The sequence below is a fragment of the Candidatus Tisiphia endosymbiont of Micropterix aruncella genome, from assembly GCF_965178575.1.
Classification (GTDB): Bacteria; Pseudomonadota; Alphaproteobacteria; order Rickettsiales; family Rickettsiaceae; genus Tisiphia.
The window spans coordinates 788561-805968 of sequence record NZ_OZ238268.1 but is presented as its reverse complement, the minus strand read 5'-3'; the positions used below and the strand labels follow the sequence as shown (position 1 = coordinate 805968).

Sequence of the window (17408 nt, the reverse complement as noted above, 5' to 3'; positions counted from 1 at the left end):
GGATCAGACATTGATACCTCGTTTGGAAGAGTATAATTTTTTAAATCCCTCTGACTTGTAGCAGGTTCATGTTAAGATTAATGTGCAACTATACTATAAGGAGGATTTATTATGAACAACGATAATAATACCAATACATTACAAATTATCAATCCTGATGCTGCTGGAATTGATATAGGATCAAAATCACATTATGTTTGTGTTCCACAAGATCGGGACAAAGAATATGTAAGAAGATTCGGGAGTTTTACTGATGACTTGCATAAGATTGCTGATTGGCTAAAAAAATGTAGTATTAAAACTATAGCTATGGAGTCAACCGGTGTGTATTGGATACCAGTATTTCAAATACTCGAACAAAGAGGTTTTGAAGTATATCTAGTCAATGCTAAATATGTTAAAAATGTCCCTGGACGCAAAAGTGATGTACAAGACGCCCAATGGCTACAAAAATTACATAGTTGTGGTTTATTACAGTCATCATTCAGACCTGAAGATAGTGTTTGTGTACTAAGAAGTTATATACGTCAAAGAGAGCGTCTGATCAAAAACTCTACAACGCATGTATTTCGTATGCAAAAGGCTTTAACAGAGATGAATATGCAACTACGTAATGTAATTACCGACATCACAGGTACAACAGGTATGGCAATCATCAGAGCGATTATAGGTGGTGAGCGTGATCCAGTAAAATTGGCAAAATTTAGAGATTACCGAATCAAAAGTAGTGAAGAAACTATAATTAAGTCACTACAAGGTGATTATCGCAAGGAACATCTCTTTGTGTTGAAGCAGGAGTTTGAATTATACATGGGTTATCTAAAAAAAATTGAAGAGATTGATATTGAAATAGAAGGGCATTATAAAGATTTTGAACCCAAAGGGAATGAAGTAATAAAAGATGACTCAAAAAGAGCCGGTAGCAACAGACCTAAATTTAATCTTAAGCAGGAACTCTATAACATGACTGGTCTTGACTTTAGTACAATACCAAGACTTAATGTACTAACTATCCAAACAATTATATCTGAAGTCGGTACAGATATGTCGCAATGGAAGTCAGAAAACCACTTTGCTTCATGGTTGGGTTTAAGCCCTGCTAATAAAATAACTGGTGAAAAAGTCTTTAGTACTAGAACTCGAAAAGTAATCAACAGAGCTTCCACTGCTTTCAGAATTGCAGCTGCCGCAGCAGGTAAAACCAAAACCGCTATTGGATCATTTATGCGTAGAATAAAAATCAGTAAAGGAACTCCAAAAGCTATCACAGCAACTGCCAGGAAAATAGCTTGCTTATTTTATAGGTTGTTGAAATTTGGACAAGTATATGTTGAGCAAGGTATAAGCAATTATGAACAAAAATACAAGAACAAATTAGTACAGGCTCTTGAAAAACGTGCAAAAGAATTAGGATTTACTTTAACAGCAGAAAATACTGAAAATCAATATGTTATGTAGCAGTTTGTTGGAAGAGCTAATAAAAGGCTCTATAGAATTCTTGCATTCTTCTTCAGTCATATCAGAGTCTAACAATATTGCTGCTACTTCAGAGACGTTTACACTTGACATAATTATATTACCTAGAAGTTTTTCTACTTCTGTAGCTCCTGTTTCATATTTAATTAAAGCAAGTAGGGCAGAAGCATCTAATACTACCTTATTCATTTCTTGCCTCATTTCTTCTTTCAGCAATTAATCTATCAACCAAACTCTCACTAGAAGGGTGATACTTATTGATAGTTTTACGTGCTTTTTCAAGAAGAAATTTCATAGGAGAAATGACCACTTCACCTTCTTTGGCAGTAAAGATTATTTCTTCTCCATCTGCTATATTAAGATATTTCCTGTAAGCAGATGGTATAGAAACTTTACCTCCTTTTGCTCTATATGACATTCTAGTACCTTTATTGATTTAGTGTAACTAATTATATCCTAGAGAATAAATTTATAAAAGTATTAAAAATATCCTCAGTACAGGACAAAGAGATTAAGGAGAGAAGAAAATAAGTAGATAACGCGTAGCCAAATATTACATATTAACGCAATTCATTTCTACCAAAATTTTAAATTTCAAATAGAGCAATCTGAAGATGAGTAATTAACTGGACTTAGAATAAGGCAAAATAATTTGGCTCAATTTAGGTAATTTATCTTGGCACGTTACAGCTAATGGTACAGGTATCCCTATAAATGACCTAGCTTGGATATTGCATGAGATAGGAGGAGACAAAACCCCTGTAGTGCTATATAATACTAGTGTTACAAAGCATTAGACCAAGGAGTTTTGCCATGACAAATTGTATAGCATCAAATTACCAATTTACCAAAGTAAAAAATCGTCAATTAGCAATAAATTTCACTGGTGGTGATATTAGTAGCGATGGAGGTGCGTTGTTGCTAGGAGAAGCAGATAGAAGACTTGGTATCACTAATGATTTGGCAAAATTATTTCCTGATAAACGTAATCCTAGTAAAATTACTCACAGCTTAGTTTCAATACTCAAGCAGCGTATTTACTCGATTGCTCTTGGTTATGAAGACTTAAATGATCATGATCATTTAAGAAAATGTCCAGCTTTACAAACAACTGTCGGTACACTCGAAGATATGGCTAGCAGCTCTACTTTATGCCGTTTTGAGAATAAAGCTGATCGTCAGTTTGCCATAGAGGTACATAAGTTGATGCTGGATAAATTTATTGCATCATATAAAACAGTTCCTTCGTCACTGATACTGGATTTTGATGCCACAGATGATGAGATTCACGGTAATCAGGAAGGTAAGTTTTATCACGGTTATTATCGTCATAATTGTTTTTTACCTTTATACGTATTTTGTGGAAAAAAGTTATTAGTTAACTATTTACGTCCATCAGATCAAGATCAAGCTAAGCATGCATGGGTGATATTATCGTTATTAGTAAAGTATCTACGTAAAGCATGGTCTGAGGTTGAGATTATTTTTCGTGGTGACGGTGGATTCTGCCGACATAAAATGTTAGATTGGTGCGATAGTAATAATGTGAAGTATATAGTTGGCATGGCAAAAAATAATAATCTTAATAAACTGCTTGCACCCATTATACGTTAATTCGGGATAAGGATTAGTAAAAATAGCAGACATATATACACTACGAAGAGCAATTAATGTATGAATTCACAGAAATGCAATTTATACATATCCAAAATCTTGTATTAGTTATAGCTAAAGCATTTTTACTAATCCTTATCCCGAATTAACGTATTATGCAACAGGCTAGTGAGCAATTTGCTGCAACAAAAGAAAAGCAACGTCTTTTTAGCGAATTTCAATATCAAGCTGGTAGCTGGAGTCATCAACGCAAGATAATAGGTAAAGCTGAAGTAGGTAGCCTTGGTGAGAATCCAAGATATGTAGTAACTAATTTAGCAGGTAAGCCTGAAGATTTATACGACAAAATTTATTGCACACGTGGCGATATGGAGAATCGTATTAAGGAGCAGCAATTAGAGTTGTTTGCTGATCGTACTTCTTGTCATAAATGGTGGGCTAACCAGTTGAGATTGCTTTTATCCGGGTTAGCATACACTTTGATAGAATATATTCGTGATAAACTATTGCAAGGCACGGAACTAGCCAAAGCACAAGTTGGTACTATACGTTTAAAACTATTTAAAATTGGAGCTATAATTATTCGTAATACTAGAAGTATCAAATTCTTGTTAGCTTCATCATATCCTTATCAGCATATATGGAATAGTGTCCTGAAGGTGTTAGCTCTAGAATGAGCTAACTATAGTGCTGTTCCCGGCACATATAAAAAAGGGGGTAAGGGGGAATTTTATCTAAAATCAGAAAAAATCATGATTTTAGATATATTTTGTAAGAAAATTAACCAGTATGTAAGATTTATATACTAATTTACAACTCAACTCATATTCATACACACTTCATGCAATATGCGGGCTAAGTGGAAGAGATTTGAATAGCACATTTCAAAGAGTACAGAAAGATGTTGTTGAAATGTTAGAAAAAAAATCCGGATGCATTTTCTTTTTTTCAAAAATGATGTCTTTAAAACATAGGAAAAATATTTATAGACACGTTAGATTTAGGGACGTATTTTAGAGACGCTTTTTAGAGAGTTTTAGCAAGACTTTTTACATTCTTCACTCCCATCTATAAAACGTTCATTTTTTAGACATAGTAAATCTATAAATTTGTTGCTTAATTTATCTAAATGACATATAATAATAAATGATAAAGTGACTTAAACAAGTATTTGGTATAGAATATGGAGAAATTAATAACAAATATGGATCAACATGGCAGAGTATTAATTCCATCAGAAATAAGAGAAAGGCTTAATATACAACCGGGTGATAAAGTTAATCTAGAAGTTTATGAAAATGAGGTAAAGATAATTAATGCTAACCAAATAATAGATGAGATGCATGCAATCTTTACAAAAAACCAAAATAATAGAAAAGATTCAGTGGTAGATGATTTTATAAACAGAAAGTATGAAGAATACCAAATAGAAGAAAATAGAAGTATAAAAAATGGCTAATAAAATAGTGTTTGATTCCTCTGCTCTTATAATGCTATTCGCAAAAGAATTTGGATATGAATCCATAAGGCAGCATATGAAATATGCAATAATCTCAAGTGTAAATATTGCGGAAGTATACAAATACTGTATTGAAGTACAAAATTTAACAGAAGACGACTGTAGAAACCTGATAAAGCTTTCCGGTATCAAAATTATAGATTTTTGTGAAGAACAAGCATTAATAACAGCAAAAATAATCAAAAAGACAAAACAGTATGGTCTATCCTTAGGAGATAGGGGGTGTATTGCTTTAGCAATGTTTAAAAATTACCCTATACTTACTTGTGATAAGATATGGCAAAAAGTTGACCTTGATATTGAATTCATAATGGCAAGGTAATGACTGATATTTTGGGATATGCACGTGTATCAACGCAACAACAAGACTTAGATTCTCAGAGACACCGTCTTAAAAAAGCGGGAGCTATTAAAATATTTGAAGATGTTATCAGTGGTAGAATATTTGAACGTCCGGGATTGGAGGAATTAATTGCTTATGCTAGACCCAATGATTTACTTTGTATAGTACGACTCGATCGTTTGGGACGCAGTTTAAAAGAATTGCTTGAAACAGTAGAATATCTTAAGGAAAATAAGATTGGTTTGATGTCTCTTGAAGAAAAGATTGATACCTCTTCTGCTGCTGGAGAACTTGTATTCCATGTATTCGGTGCTATTGCCCATTTTGAAAGACGACTAATTTCAGAACGCACTAAGGAAGGAATCAATGCTGCACGTTTAAAAGGTAAAACTCCCGGGCGTCCTAACTTAGATAAAGAAAAACTTGATGCAGCATTAAGATTAATTAAAACCGGAATATCCCCTACTAACGCTGCAAAACAATTACAAATTGGGCGGTCTACAATATATCGTGAATTAAAATATACTCAATAGGGCTATTAAACTTCTTTAGCTTTAGGTTCATTTGAAAAAGATAAAAGAAGAACTCCAGCTAAATTTAGCAGAACTATCTGATCATTGGTAGCTTCCCATATATTTGGATCAATTCTAAGAACCTTTTTACAAACTATTCTTGCTGGTTTTGTCGCATCTGTTAGTTTATGTGTAACGTGCCAAGATAAATTGCCTAAATTGAGCCAAATTATTTTGCCTTATTCTAAGTCCTGTTAATTACTCATCTTCAGATTGCTCTATTTGAAATTTAAAATTTTGGTAGAAATGAATTGCGTTAATATGTAATATTCCACTGATCTCTATCAATTATTAAATTGTCTTCAATACTTTCAAACGAGAGATCATGCTATCAAGTTGATGAAAAAATGCTCAGTACATGACAAAAAGATTAACAAGAAGAAAAAAGAGTGGATAACACGTCAATTCGGGATAAGGTTATAATTTAGAGGGAAGTTGAAATTGCAATTTATGGAAGGTTTATTTTTCTTAAGAGAATAGGCAACTAGTGTAGAAAGTATATGAACAAAAGCATTTATAGGTGATCTGTGTCTAGTATGCTCAAGGTTCATTTTGTTCTTTAAATAATCAAAAACTGTTTCAATTAAATTACGTTTTCTTAGCATAATCTTCTCCTTTAAATCCATTAATTTATTTGGCATATTTTTCTTAATCCCATGCACCATTTTTAATCCTCTTTCATATAAACTGACGAATAAGTTTTGCTTAATATATCCTTTATCTGCATACATAACTCCAGTTAAACCATCTGTTAACTCAGGTACTGGAATCCTATCATCAACGTTTCCTTTAGTCATTTTTAATGCTATAAATTGTCCTTTTTCATTAATAATTAAGTGTAACTTGAACCCATAAAAATAACCCATTGATGATTTGCTATGTTTTGCTAGCCCCTTAAATATTTTATTACTATATCGCCTTTTATTATGGCAAGCCTTGATTGTCGTTGCATCAATAAAATAACTACCTGTTTCCTCGCCAAATAACAAATGCATAAGAATATTAAGTGGGACAAACAATCTAGGCATTAACTCGACAAAACGGTTATAGCTCAATGCTTTTGGGAAATCACCTTTGTGGATATATTCTATACAAGTCTTATAAAAATATTTAAAGTTTTTAGCATAAGAAGTATGATACATTACCATAATTGTCATAATCTCGCTTAAACTCATATCACAACGGCGATTCCTTTGTTTTTCTGTTGGTAATAATTTCTTTTTTTCGTATTCATAGTAAATTTTACAAAAATCGTCTATAAAACTATATAATTCTGTGATATCTTTTTTCATGCCTGTGTTTATTTCTTTTTCCACAAAAACATTTATCACAGGCATTAACTCCTTGCAACTCTTATATCTACACTATTCTTTCTTATCCCTTATCCCTTATCCCTTATCCCTTATCCCGAATTGACGTATTATGATAATTTTATGAACTATTAAAATTGAACATTCAATGCAAGGACATCACATTTATCAGCCTAAACATTTTGTTTATATAGATATTGAAACATTGATTCCTAGTAATCACATCTTACGTAAGATAGATAGGTTGCTTGATCTCGCTTTTGTAAGAAAACTAACAGCTGTAAAATGTAATCAACTTTTGACCCCCTATTGTAATCAAAACTGACCTCATAAGAATTGAAAATTAAAACTCTAGAAGTTATATCTTAACTAGGTTTTAGCATGATTATTGTTAGGGGCAATTTACATTACAATTTTTACTCAAAAAGGGTAAAAAGTTGATTACATTTTACAAACATCAATACTATAGAGATTACATTATATCATAACAAACACTTAAAATAAGATGTTACACAAGTTGTAGACAAAATAAGGACTTAAGAAATGGAAATATAGACGTTGTAATGACCAATACTTCAATAGCAAAATATGTGTGGGAGCAAATTGCGTCAAATTCCTTTACTCTAAAAACATTCATTTTTTGCGATAGAAGTAACTTGCCGTATAGTAATATCTTAGCACAGAATATACAAAAACAATATTCAAACACCAATATATTTGTTACACTTAAATGTAATATGTTAAATACGCTTTTAACAGAATATCTTACAAAATTAAGTGCAACATTTGCATCTCAAGATAATACCTATATGTTACAGTTTGATCAAGTACATGGTACAATAGGAGATAATCAGAAGTATACTTCTATCGTTGGACAAGAGAAACAAGTGCCAAATGTAACGCTACTTAATCCATATAATCCTAAAAACTTTAAGAATGATAAACTCTCGATATTAAAATTATGAGTAAACTTACTGAAGTTACAAAACATGAAGTAATACACTTGAAGCCGGACTATGCGGAAGCCTGCAATGACAAGGGCGTTACCTTAAGGGATCTAGGGAGAAATGTGGAAACGATATTAACCTATGATGAGGCTATTAGGCTGAAGCCGAATGATGCTGCTACCTACTTTAATAAGGGTATTGCCTTAAGAGATATAGGAAAGAATCTAGAGGCAATAGTGGCCTATGACAAGGCCATAAGCTTGAATCAAGATTATGCTGCTGCCTACTTTGCCAAGGGTGTTGCCTTAAGAGAGTTAGGTAAAAATGCAGAGGCAATACTAGCTTACGATAAAGCGATAAGTTTAAGACAGGATGATGCCACTATTTACTATAACAAGGGTGCTTCCTTAAAAGCCCTAGGTAAAAATGCAGAGGCAATACTAGCTTACGATAAAGCGATAAGCCTGAACCCAAACTATGCTGAAGCCTACTTTGCCAAGGGTGTTGCATTAAAAATCCTAGGTAAAAATGTAGAGGCAATACTAGCCTATGATAAAGCGATAAGCCTGAACCCAAACTATGCTGAAGCCTATTTTGCTAAGGGGAACACCTTAAGGGAGCTAGATAAGAAGGAAGAGCTGATAGTAATTGAGGTTATTAAGCCACTGGATCACGCGGGAGTTTACTTTAATAAGGGTACTACCTTATCTGCTATGGTTAAGAAGGAAGAGACAATAGTAGCCTATAATGAAACTATTAAGCCTCTAGATTACGCAGCTTACTTTAGTAATGGTAATGCCTTATTTGCTATGGGTAAGAAGGAGGAAGCAATACTAGCCTACGATGAAGCTATTAAATTAAAATCTGACTTGCCGGCAACCTACCTTAACAAGGGTATTGCCTTATATACTATAGGCAAGAAGGAGGAGGCAATATTAGCCTACGATATGGCTATTAAGTTGAAGTCGGACTATTATGCTGAAGCTTATTCAGGTAAGGGTGTTGCCTTATCTGCCATGGGTAAGAAGGAGGAAGCAATACTAGCCTATGATGAAGCTATTAGGCTAAAGCCTAGCTATGTGGAAACCTACTATAACAAGGGCAACGCATTATTTGCTATAGGTAAGAAGGAAGAAGCAATAGTATCTTACGATGAAGCTATTAGGTTGAAGCCTAGCTATGCGAAAGCCTACTATAAAAAGGGTATTGCCTTATTTGCTATGGATAAGAAGGAGGAAGCAATACTAGCCTACGATGAAGCTATTAAGTTGCAACCAAACTTGGCGGTAGCATACTTTAGTAAGGGTAATATCTTATCTGACTTGGGTAAAAAGGAGGAAGCAATACTAGCCTACGATGAAACTATTAAGCTGCAACTGGACTTGGCAAGAGCTTACTTTAATAAGGGTGACACCTTATCTGACTTGGGTAAAAAGGAGGAAGCAATACTAGCCTACGATGAAGCTATTAAGCTGCAACTGAACTTGGCAAGAGCTTACTTTAATAAGGGTAACGCCTTATCTGACTTGGATAAAAAGGAAGAAGCAATGATAATCTATGGTGAAGTTATTAAGCTGCAGTCGGACTTGGCGGTAGCCTACTTTAGTAAGGGTACTGCCTTGTTTGCTATGGGTAAGAAGGAGGAGGCTATACTAGCCTACGATGTAGCTATTAATAGGCAACCAAATTCTGTGCTAGCCTACTTTGGTAAAAGTAACGTCTTATCTGATTTGGGTAAGAAGGAGGAGGCTATACTAGCCTACGATGAAGCTATTAAGCTACAGCCAAACTTGGCGGTAGCATACTTTAGTAAGGGTACAGCCTTATTTGCCATGGGTAAGAAGGAGGAGGCTATACTAGCCTACGATGAAGCTATTAAGCTGCAACCAAACTTTGTGCTAGGCTACTATAAAAAGGGTATTGCCTTATTTGCTATGGGTAAGAAGGAGGAGGCTATACTAGCCTACGATGAAGCTATTAAGCTACAGCCGGATTTGGTGATAGCATACTTTAGTAAAGGTAATGCCTTATTTGCTATGGGTAAGAAGGAAGAAGCGATACTAGCCTACGATGAAGCTATTAAACTGCAGCCGGACTTGGTGGTAGCCTACTTTAGTAAGGGTACTACCTTATTTGCTATGGATAAGAAGGAAGAAGCGATACTAGCATACAATGAAGCTATTAAGCTGCAACCGAATTTGGCAGTAGCATACTTTAGTAAAGGTAATGTCTTATTTGCTATGGGTAAGAAGGATAAGGCTATACTAGCCTACAATGAGGCTATTAAACTGCAGCCGGACTTGGTGGTAGCCTACTTTAGTAAGGGTACTACCTTATTTGCTATGGATAAGAAGGAAGAAGCGATACTAGCATACAATGAAGCTATTAAGCTGCAACCGAATTTGGCAGTAGCATACTTTAGTAAAGGTAATGTCTTATTTGCTATGGGTAAGAAGGAGGAGGCTATACTAGCCTACAATGAAGCTATTAAACTGCAGCCGGACTTAGCTGAAGCCTATAATGGTAAGGGTAACGTCTTATTTGCTATGGATAAGAAGGAGGAGGCTGTACTAGCCTACGATGAAGCTATTAAGCGACAGCCTGACTTGGCAGTAATCTACAATAATAAGGGTACAGCCTTATTCGCTATGGGTAAGAATGCGGAAGCGATACTAGCCTACGATGAAGCTATTAAGCGACAGCCTGACTTGGCAGTAATCTACAATAATAAGGGTACAGCCTTATTTGCTATGGACAAGAAAGAGGAGGCAATACTAGCCTACGATGAAGCTATTAAGCTACAGCCGGATTTGGCGATAGCCTATTTTAGTAAGGGTAACGCCTTATTTGCTATAGGCAGGAATGTGGAGGCTATACTAGCTTACGATGAAGCTATTAAGCTGAATCCGGACTTGGCTGAAGTATACATTAGTAAAAGTAACGTCTTATCTAGCTTGGACGAGAATGTGGAGGCTATACTAACTTACGATGAAGCTATTAAGCTGCAGCCGAATTATGCAGCATTCTACAATAATAAGGGTGCAGCCTTATTTGCTATGGGTAGGAATGCGGAAGCGATACTAGCTTACGACGAAGCTATTAAGCTGCAGCCGGATGTTGCAGTAATCTACAATAATAAAGGTACTGCCTTATTTGCTATGGGTAACAAGGAAGAGGCGATACTAGCCTATGATGAAGCTATTAGGCTAAAACCGAACTTGGCAGTAATTTACAATAATAAAGGTGCGGCCTTATTTGCTACGGGTAAGAATACGGAAGCAATATTAACCTATGATGAAGCTATTAAACTGCAGCCGAACTTGGCGGAAGCCTATAATGGTAAGGGTAACGCCTTATTTGCTATGGGTAAGAATGCGGAGGCGATACTAGCTTACGATGAAGCTATTAAACTACAGCCGAACTTGGTGGAATCCTATAATGGTAAAGGTACTGCCTTGTTTGCTATGGGTAAGAATGCGGAGGCGATACTAGCCTACGATGAAGCTATTAAACTACAACCGAACTTGGCAGGAATCTATAACAATAAGGGTACTGCCTTATTTGCTATGGGTAAGATTGTGGAGGCGATACTAGCCTACGATGCAGCTATTAAGCTGCAGCCGAACTTGGCAGGAATCTACAATAATAAGGGTAATACCTTATTTGCTATCGGTAAGAATGCGGAAGCGATACTAGCCTACGATGTAGCTATTAAGCTGCAGCCGGACTATGCAGCAGTCTACAATAATAAGGGTAATGCCTTATTTGCTATCGGTAAGAATGTAGAAGCGATATTAGCCTACGATGAAGCTATTAAACTGCAGCCAAACTTAGCAGAAGCCTATAATGGTAAGGGTAACACCTTATCTGCTATGGGTAAGAAGGAGGAGGCGATACTAGCTTACGATGAATCTATTAAGCTGCAGCCTAACTCTGCAGCATTCTATAATAATAAGGGTAACGCTTTATTTGCTATGGGTAAGAAGGAGGAGGCAATACTAGCCTACGATGAAGCTATTAAACGACAGCCAAACTTGGCAGTAATCTACAATAATAAGGGTACTGCCTTATTTGCTATGGGTAACAAGGAAGAAGCGATAGTAGCCTACGATGAAGCTATCAAGCAACAGCCGGACGTTGCAGTAATCTACAATAATAAAGGTACTGCCTTATTTGCTATGGGTAAGAAAGAGGAGGCAATACTAGCCTACGATAAAGCTATTAAACTGAACCCGGACTATGCGGCATTCTACAATAATAAAGGTACTGCCTTATTTGCTATGGGTAAGAAAGAAGAGGCAATACTAGCCTACGATAAAGCTATTAAGCTGAACCCGGACTATGCGGTATTCTACAATAATAAAGGTACTGCCTTATTTGCTATGAGTAAGAAGGTGGGGAGTACAGTAGCCTACGATGAAACAATTAAGTTGCAGTCAGACAATGCTGAAGACTACTATAACAAGGGGGTTGCTTTAAAAACCCTAGGGAAGAATGTCGAGGCATTAGCAGCTTACGATAAGGCTATTAAGCTGCAGCAGGGATATGTGGAAGCTTACTTTGCAAAGGGTAATGCATTATTTGAACTAAAGCAGAATGAGGAAGCGATTTTAGCTTATGATAAAGTGATAAGCCTGAAATCAGACGATGCTACTGCCTACTTTAATAAAGGGTTAGCCTTATATGTTATGGGTAAGAAGGAAGAGGCGATACTAGCTTATGATACAGCGATAAGATTGAAACCGGACTATGCGTTTGCCTACTTTAATAAGGGGATTGCCTTAGGGCAGAATGAGCAAGCAATAGTAGCTTATGATGAAGCTATTAAGATGAATCCGGACTTGGCGTGTGCCTACAATAACAAGGGCGTTACTTTACGACACTTAGGGAAGAATGATGATGCAATACTAGCCTATAATAAGGCTATTGAGTTGCAGCAAGACTATGCGTTTGCCTACTATAACAAGGGTAACGTTTTATATGCTATGGGTAAGAAGGATGAGGCAATACTAGCCTATGATGAGGCTATTAAGCTGCAGCCGAACTATGTATTTGCTTACTTCAACAAGGGAGTTGCCTTAAAAGACTTAGGGAAGAAAACGGAAGAGATATCAGAACCACAATACTTTATACCTGATGAATATGGTAACACATTTTTGTCTTCGGCAATGGAAGAACGTGATATAAATAGTGTAAAGGAAATGTATCCTTTGAACCTTCCTTGTAGCGAAGCAGATATTTTAAAGGCTATTGCATTAGATACAGCTAAACCAGTATCTCGGGAAATATATAGAATTAGCTCACCTGCAGCATTGAGAATTTATTCAGAGGCAACAGAATGGTTAGAGTTAATGGGGGAAGATGTCTTGAAATTTGGTGACGAATTTTCTTATGAGTAAGATAGCGTATGACTTTACAGATAGTTTTAAAGATCTAAAATATGATTATAGAGTTCTTGATGCTCTTGCAAGTTTTTTACACTTTCAAGGTCCAGCTTCTGCAGTTATGTTGTATGATAAAAAATTATATGTATCGTATAATAGTGAAGTAACGGAGCAAACCAAAACACGTATACAGTTAGTTCAGAAAGTTTTGCAAAACTTAAAAACTTATGATCAAGACTATGTGTTAGGTGTATATTTGATCTTTAACAGTGATTTCAAAGAATTAGTTGGAACAAACAAGCTTACTATAAAGCAGTACAGTAAACTATGCTTTGAATTATTAGAGAACTTTGGGAAACAGTTTAGTACTGTAAGGCAGAAGCTAGGTAAAAATAGTACGGAATTAGATTATGCAGTAAAGAAAGCAATCAATGATCCACTTAGCTTTACCAATTTGATAGAGCCTTTTACTTCTACTTATAAAAAGATGCTAAGTATACTTGCAGCAAAACTGCATAACTTTATCTAATTTTTTTGCTAGTATGAATTTTTTATACATTTGGGTTCCTACTATGCAAATACCATCAATTACTATTGAGCAAGTAGCTCAGCAATTTAAAGCTTGGCGTCAAACTAAAACTAACAAGTTTGATCCCATACCAAACCATCTAAAGGAATTAGTTCACCAATTACTCCATCATTATTCTTACCAAGAGATAGCTAAACATCTTAATATTAATATTAATAAAGCAACAATTAGTTCAATTAAAAAAGCCCATGAACCTACCCTCAAAACTTCTCCTGTCTCAGCTTCAAATCAAGCTCTACAACAAAATATTAATTTTGTCCCATTTCAACTAGTAAATTCTATAGCTACTGATCCTGTAGCGAACCCCAAACAAAATCACTATACTTGTCACATTATTAAACCAAATGGTACCAAGCTTATTATCCAAACACTAGAGCCAAAAACCATAATTCAGACATTTCTATGCTGCAACTAACCCCGGCGTCAGTTATTTTTGTTGCCACTATTGCCATCGATTTTCGCAAGGGTATAGATGGCTTAATCGCTGTTTGTAGACAAAAACTTTCTTCTGACCCTCTTAATGGTTCCTTGTTTTTATTCTATAATAAAAACAGAACTGCCATTAAAATTTTGTCCTTTGACGGTCAAGGCTTTTGGCTATGCTCTAAACGCCTATCCAAAGGTAAATTTACGGCAAAACTCTTCCCTTCTGATAATTTATCTTATCAGATTTGCCATAGAACCTTATACATTCTTATTCATAATGGCGATCCTAGTTCTGCCAAACTCTCTAATGATTGGCGTTCTGTCATTTAAGCTGCTGTCTTGATTAATTCCGTATTATTCATATATCTTGCATAGGCAAAAGGGCTATAATTCGCAGGATGCTTCTTTGCTTTGCTACTCTGCTCTTGTAGCCAATTTAAATATTTAAAGGCATTGATCTCGTTCTCACTACAAGTCTTTACTATACTATATAGACCACTATGTATCTCAGCACTATTGATTGTTTTAAAGAATAATGAATTCTTCCTTTGTAAAATAATGGTACGCAGTGATCTCTCAGCCCAATTATTATCAAGACTGCTAACTGGAATTTTTAAAAATTGGGTCAAACCTTCTTTATTATTTAACCAATATCTCATAACTTGTCCAAGCCTACTATTAGGCTCAACTTTCTTGTCGTTAAATAATTCGTCTATTTTGTTATATATGTTTTCTATATATTTACTGCTATGTTCCTGATGATACCCCAGTTTTTCTTCAGGGCTCATCTCTTTACATTGATGTTCATTGTGGTAAATACCACGTGTTTGTTTGAGAAAATATCCGCATTCTTCAGGGTAATATAGTTCATTCTCTGTAAATTTTCTCTGACCATGTGACAAACAATTGATCATCACTATTATTGCTAGTAATTCTTTATCTGCTTCTGATAATACCGGGTTATTATTGTTACTTGCGTCAGTCATTAATTGGATAGAATCTGTTCTATTCTTACGATTCTTTAGTACGTTACCAATATTCTCCCCGCCATGCTTATTACCTGTAAAATATAAAACTATCACCTCATTATTTGTAGTCTTAGCACATATAGTAGTAGTATAACAGCTGCGTCCTTTCTTATTTTGAGTACGTAATTTTTTATTGGCTATAGTAATTTCTAAAATCCTGGCTCTAGTATCATCAAGATTCAGTGAATTACATTCGGCAGCCATTTCCAATAATACCCCGTAAATCTCAGCTCCACCACCTTCTTGCCAAACATCTAAATATTGTTGCCACAACGAACTATATGCTACAGGAAACCCACTTAAACTTTGCAACCTAGATAAACGGTAGAAAGGAGTACCATAGGTCTTTTGTAACACTATTGCACTTCTGCTACTATTTGTCCATTTGTTGATATTTTTATTGTTCATAACTTTATAGTCGCAAGCATTACAGCGTAGCGTTTTCTTTACATATCTGTTGACTGTAATTGGAGCGTTACCTGTGAATTGTAGCAATTTTCTAGCTTCACTATTATATAGTTTGCCATTATAGCAGTGAGGACAGCTATCACCACTACAAAAATTCTCAGGAGCTAAATAGCTGGTATTCGCATCCTTATAATCATCAAACCCATATTTACCTTGCCAATTACTACGATCTATCTTTTTGGGCTTATCGCACTCTTCTTCATTACCACCATTCCCGTTATCAGATTCACTTGGCGGTTCTTTTAATGAATCTGAACTATCTTTTTTTTGTTATCTGCCTTAAAACCAATCAGCATTTCCTTAAGCTTATTTATACTGATATTTGATGATGCTAGCTTGTCTATTAGTTCGTTACAAAATTTCACAAGTTCTATTATCGCTTGCTGATCATTTCCTGTTAATGAATTTGCCTTAATATGTTGTATTAGTTCTTCTCGTTCTTCAGCACTTAAGGTCGCTACTTTTGGCTTTTGCATTTCGATTAATTATCATTATTGTTAATATTTCAGATGTTATAATATGACTGGTACTTTTTCAACTAGTTTTTTTATTAATCGGTGATATTTGCATAGTAGAAACCCAAATTACGTTAATTCGGGATAAGGATTAGTAAAAATAGCAGACATATATACACTACGAAGAGCAATTAATGTATGAATTCACAGAAATGCAATTTATACATATCCAAAATCTTGTATTAGTTATAGCTAAAGCATTTTTACTAATCCTTATCCCGAATTGACGTAAATTTATAAAATAAATTTATACTAGCAAAAAAATTTAATAGTGTTATGCAGTTTTGCTGCAAGTATACAATGTATCATACTTCTTATGCTAAAAACTTTAAATATTTTTATAAGACTTGTATAGAATATATCCACAAAGGTGATTTCCCAAAAGCATTGAGCTATAACCGTTTTGTCGAGTTAATGCCTAGATTGTTTGTCCCACTTAATATTCTTATGCATTTGTTATTTGGCGAGGAAACAGGTAGTTATTTTATTGATGCAACGACAATCAAGGCTTGCCATAATAAAAGGCGATATAGTAATAAAATATTTAAGGGGCTAGCAAAACATAGCAAATCATCAATGGGTTATTTTTATGGGTTCAAGTTACACTTAATTATTAATGAAAAAGGACAATTTATAGCATTAAAAATGACTAAAGGAAACGTTGATACGTCAATTCGGGATAAGGATTAGTAAAAATGCTTTAGCTATAACTAATACAAGATTTTGGATATGTATAAATTGCATTTCTGTGAATTCATACATTAATTGCTCTTCGTAGTGTATATATGTCTGCTATTTTTACTAATCCTTATCCCGAATTAACGTGTTGATGATAGGATTCCAGTACCTGAGTTAACAGATGGTTTAACTGGAGTTATGTATGCAGATAAAGGATATATTAAGCAAAACTTATTCGTCAGTTTATATGAAAGAGGATTAAAAATGGTGCATGGGATTAAGAAAAATATGCCAAATAAATTAATGGATTTAAAGGAGAAGATTATGCTAAGAAAACGTAATTTAATTGAAACAGTTTTTGATTATTTAAAGAACAAAATGAACCTTGAGCATACTAGACACAGATCACCTATAAATGCTTTTGTTCATATACTTTCTACACTAGTTGCCTATTCTCTTAAGAAAAATAAACCTTCCATAAATTGCAATTTCAACTTCCCTCTAAATTATAACCTTATCCCGAATTGACGTAATTTGAG

16 protein-coding genes and 2 pseudogenes are annotated in these 17408 nt (G+C 34.8%); 13 read left to right on the top strand and 5 right to left on the bottom strand.

Annotation, left to right across the window (positions count from 1 at the left end; genetic code table 11):
• Positions 1–111: 111 nt before the first annotated feature.
• Positions 112–1458 (top strand): IS110 family transposase, encoded by a 1347-nt coding sequence (locus ACN1AG_RS03965; RefSeq protein WP_417905530.1) that lies wholly within the window; start codon positions 112–114, stop codon positions 1456–1458.
• Here the strand turns inward: ACN1AG_RS03965 and ACN1AG_RS03960 are convergent.
• Together ACN1AG_RS03960 and ACN1AG_RS03955 are read right to left on the bottom strand one after the other, a co-directional pair.
• Complete coding sequence (locus tag ACN1AG_RS03960) at positions 1420–1665, bottom strand: PIN domain-containing protein (protein ID WP_417905529.1); 246 nt, start codon at positions 1663–1665, stop codon at positions 1420–1422. The two genes, ACN1AG_RS03965 and ACN1AG_RS03960, sit on opposite strands and share 39 nt — an antisense overlap.
• Positions 1658–1894: an AbrB/MazE/SpoVT family DNA-binding domain-containing protein gene (locus ACN1AG_RS03955; protein ID WP_417905528.1), complete on the bottom strand. Its 237-nt coding sequence runs from the start codon at positions 1892–1894 to the stop codon at positions 1658–1660. Before ACN1AG_RS03955 ends, ACN1AG_RS03960 begins: the two co-directional genes overlap by 8 nt.
• 395 nt (positions 1895–2289) lie before the next feature.
• On the opposite strand from ACN1AG_RS03955, the gene ACN1AG_RS03950 reads away from it, so the two are divergent.
• From ACN1AG_RS03950 to ACN1AG_RS03930, 5 genes are all read left to right on the top strand, one after another.
• Positions 2290–3090 (top strand): IS1380 family transposase, encoded by an 801-nt coding sequence (locus ACN1AG_RS03950; RefSeq protein ID WP_417905527.1) that lies wholly within the window; start codon positions 2290–2292, stop codon positions 3088–3090.
• A gap of 155 nt (positions 3091–3245) precedes the next feature.
• Entirely contained in the window at positions 3246–3767 is a 522-nt protein-coding gene (locus tag ACN1AG_RS03945; RefSeq protein ID WP_417905526.1) for a transposase, read from the top strand.
• A 506-nt stretch (positions 3768–4273) separates the two neighbouring features.
• Positions 4274–4549: an AbrB/MazE/SpoVT family DNA-binding domain-containing protein gene (locus ACN1AG_RS03940; RefSeq protein WP_417905525.1), complete on the top strand. Its 276-nt coding sequence runs from the start codon at positions 4274–4276 to the stop codon at positions 4547–4549.
• A complete protein-coding gene (locus ACN1AG_RS03935) occupies positions 4542–4931 on the top strand; it encodes a type II toxin-antitoxin system VapC family toxin (protein ID WP_417905524.1) in 390 nt (129 codons plus the stop codon). Before ACN1AG_RS03940 ends, ACN1AG_RS03935 begins: the two co-directional genes overlap by 8 nt.
• A complete protein-coding gene (locus ACN1AG_RS03930; RefSeq protein WP_367364662.1) occupies positions 4931–5485 on the top strand; it encodes a recombinase family protein in 555 nt (184 codons plus the stop codon). Before ACN1AG_RS03935 ends, ACN1AG_RS03930 begins: the two co-directional genes overlap by 1 nt.
• A gap of 440 nt (positions 5486–5925) precedes the next feature.
• Here ACN1AG_RS03930 and ACN1AG_RS03925 read toward each other — a convergent pair whose 3' ends face one another.
• Positions 5926–6816, bottom strand: coding sequence for an IS982 family transposase (locus ACN1AG_RS03925; RefSeq protein WP_417905587.1), 891 nt, complete (start codon positions 6814–6816; stop codon positions 5926–5928).
• Between the two features lie 581 nt (positions 6817–7397).
• Between ACN1AG_RS03925 and ACN1AG_RS03920 the strand changes: the two genes are divergently transcribed.
• From ACN1AG_RS03920 to tnpB, 5 genes are read left to right on the top strand one after another with little or no spacing between them, the layout of a single operon-like run.
• Entirely contained in the window at positions 7398–7799 is a 402-nt protein-coding gene (locus tag ACN1AG_RS03920) for a hypothetical protein (protein ID WP_417905523.1), read from the top strand.
• The gene (locus ACN1AG_RS03915) at positions 7796–13180 is read left to right on the top strand and encodes a tetratricopeptide repeat protein (RefSeq protein ID WP_417905522.1); all 5385 of its coding nucleotides are present in this window, start codon (positions 7796–7798) and stop codon (positions 13178–13180) included. The genes ACN1AG_RS03920 and ACN1AG_RS03915 overlap by 4 nt, the downstream gene beginning before the upstream one ends.
• Complete coding sequence (locus ACN1AG_RS03910) at positions 13173–13694, top strand: hypothetical protein (RefSeq protein WP_417905521.1); 522 nt, start codon at positions 13173–13175, stop codon at positions 13692–13694. The genes ACN1AG_RS03915 and ACN1AG_RS03910 overlap by 8 nt, the downstream gene beginning before the upstream one ends.
• A gap of 43 nt (positions 13695–13737) precedes the next feature.
• Positions 13738–14169 (top strand): hypothetical protein, encoded by a 432-nt coding sequence (locus tag ACN1AG_RS03905; protein ID WP_417904493.1) that lies wholly within the window; start codon positions 13738–13740, stop codon positions 14167–14169.
• Positions 14157–14510 (top strand): IS66 family insertion sequence element accessory protein TnpB, encoded by a 354-nt coding sequence (gene tnpB, locus ACN1AG_RS03900; RefSeq protein ID WP_341757307.1) that lies wholly within the window; start codon positions 14157–14159, stop codon positions 14508–14510. The genes ACN1AG_RS03905 and tnpB overlap by 13 nt, the downstream gene beginning before the upstream one ends.
• Here the strand turns inward: tnpB and ACN1AG_RS03895 are convergent.
• Together ACN1AG_RS03895 and ACN1AG_RS03890 are read right to left on the bottom strand one after the other, a co-directional pair.
• Entirely contained in the window at positions 14507–15616 is a 1110-nt protein-coding gene (locus ACN1AG_RS03895) for an IS66 family transposase (RefSeq protein WP_417904515.1), read from the bottom strand. The two genes, tnpB and ACN1AG_RS03895, sit on opposite strands and share 4 nt — an antisense overlap.
• Before the next feature lie 302 nt (positions 15617–15918).
• On the bottom strand, positions 15919–16152 hold the full coding sequence (locus ACN1AG_RS03890) for a hypothetical protein (RefSeq protein WP_417904495.1): 234 nt from the start codon (positions 16150–16152) through the stop codon (positions 15919–15921).
• Positions 16153–16491: 339 nt separating this feature from the next.
• Between ACN1AG_RS03890 and ACN1AG_RS03885 the strand changes: the two are divergent.
• Together ACN1AG_RS03885 and ACN1AG_RS03880 are read left to right on the top strand one after the other, a co-directional pair.
• Positions 16492–16851: pseudogene (locus tag ACN1AG_RS03885) on the top strand (transposase); the annotation flags it as partial.
• Between the two features lie 165 nt (positions 16852–17016).
• A pseudogene (locus ACN1AG_RS03880) lies at positions 17017–17397 on the top strand (transposase); the annotation flags it as partial.
• Positions 17398–17408 lie beyond the last annotated feature (11 nt).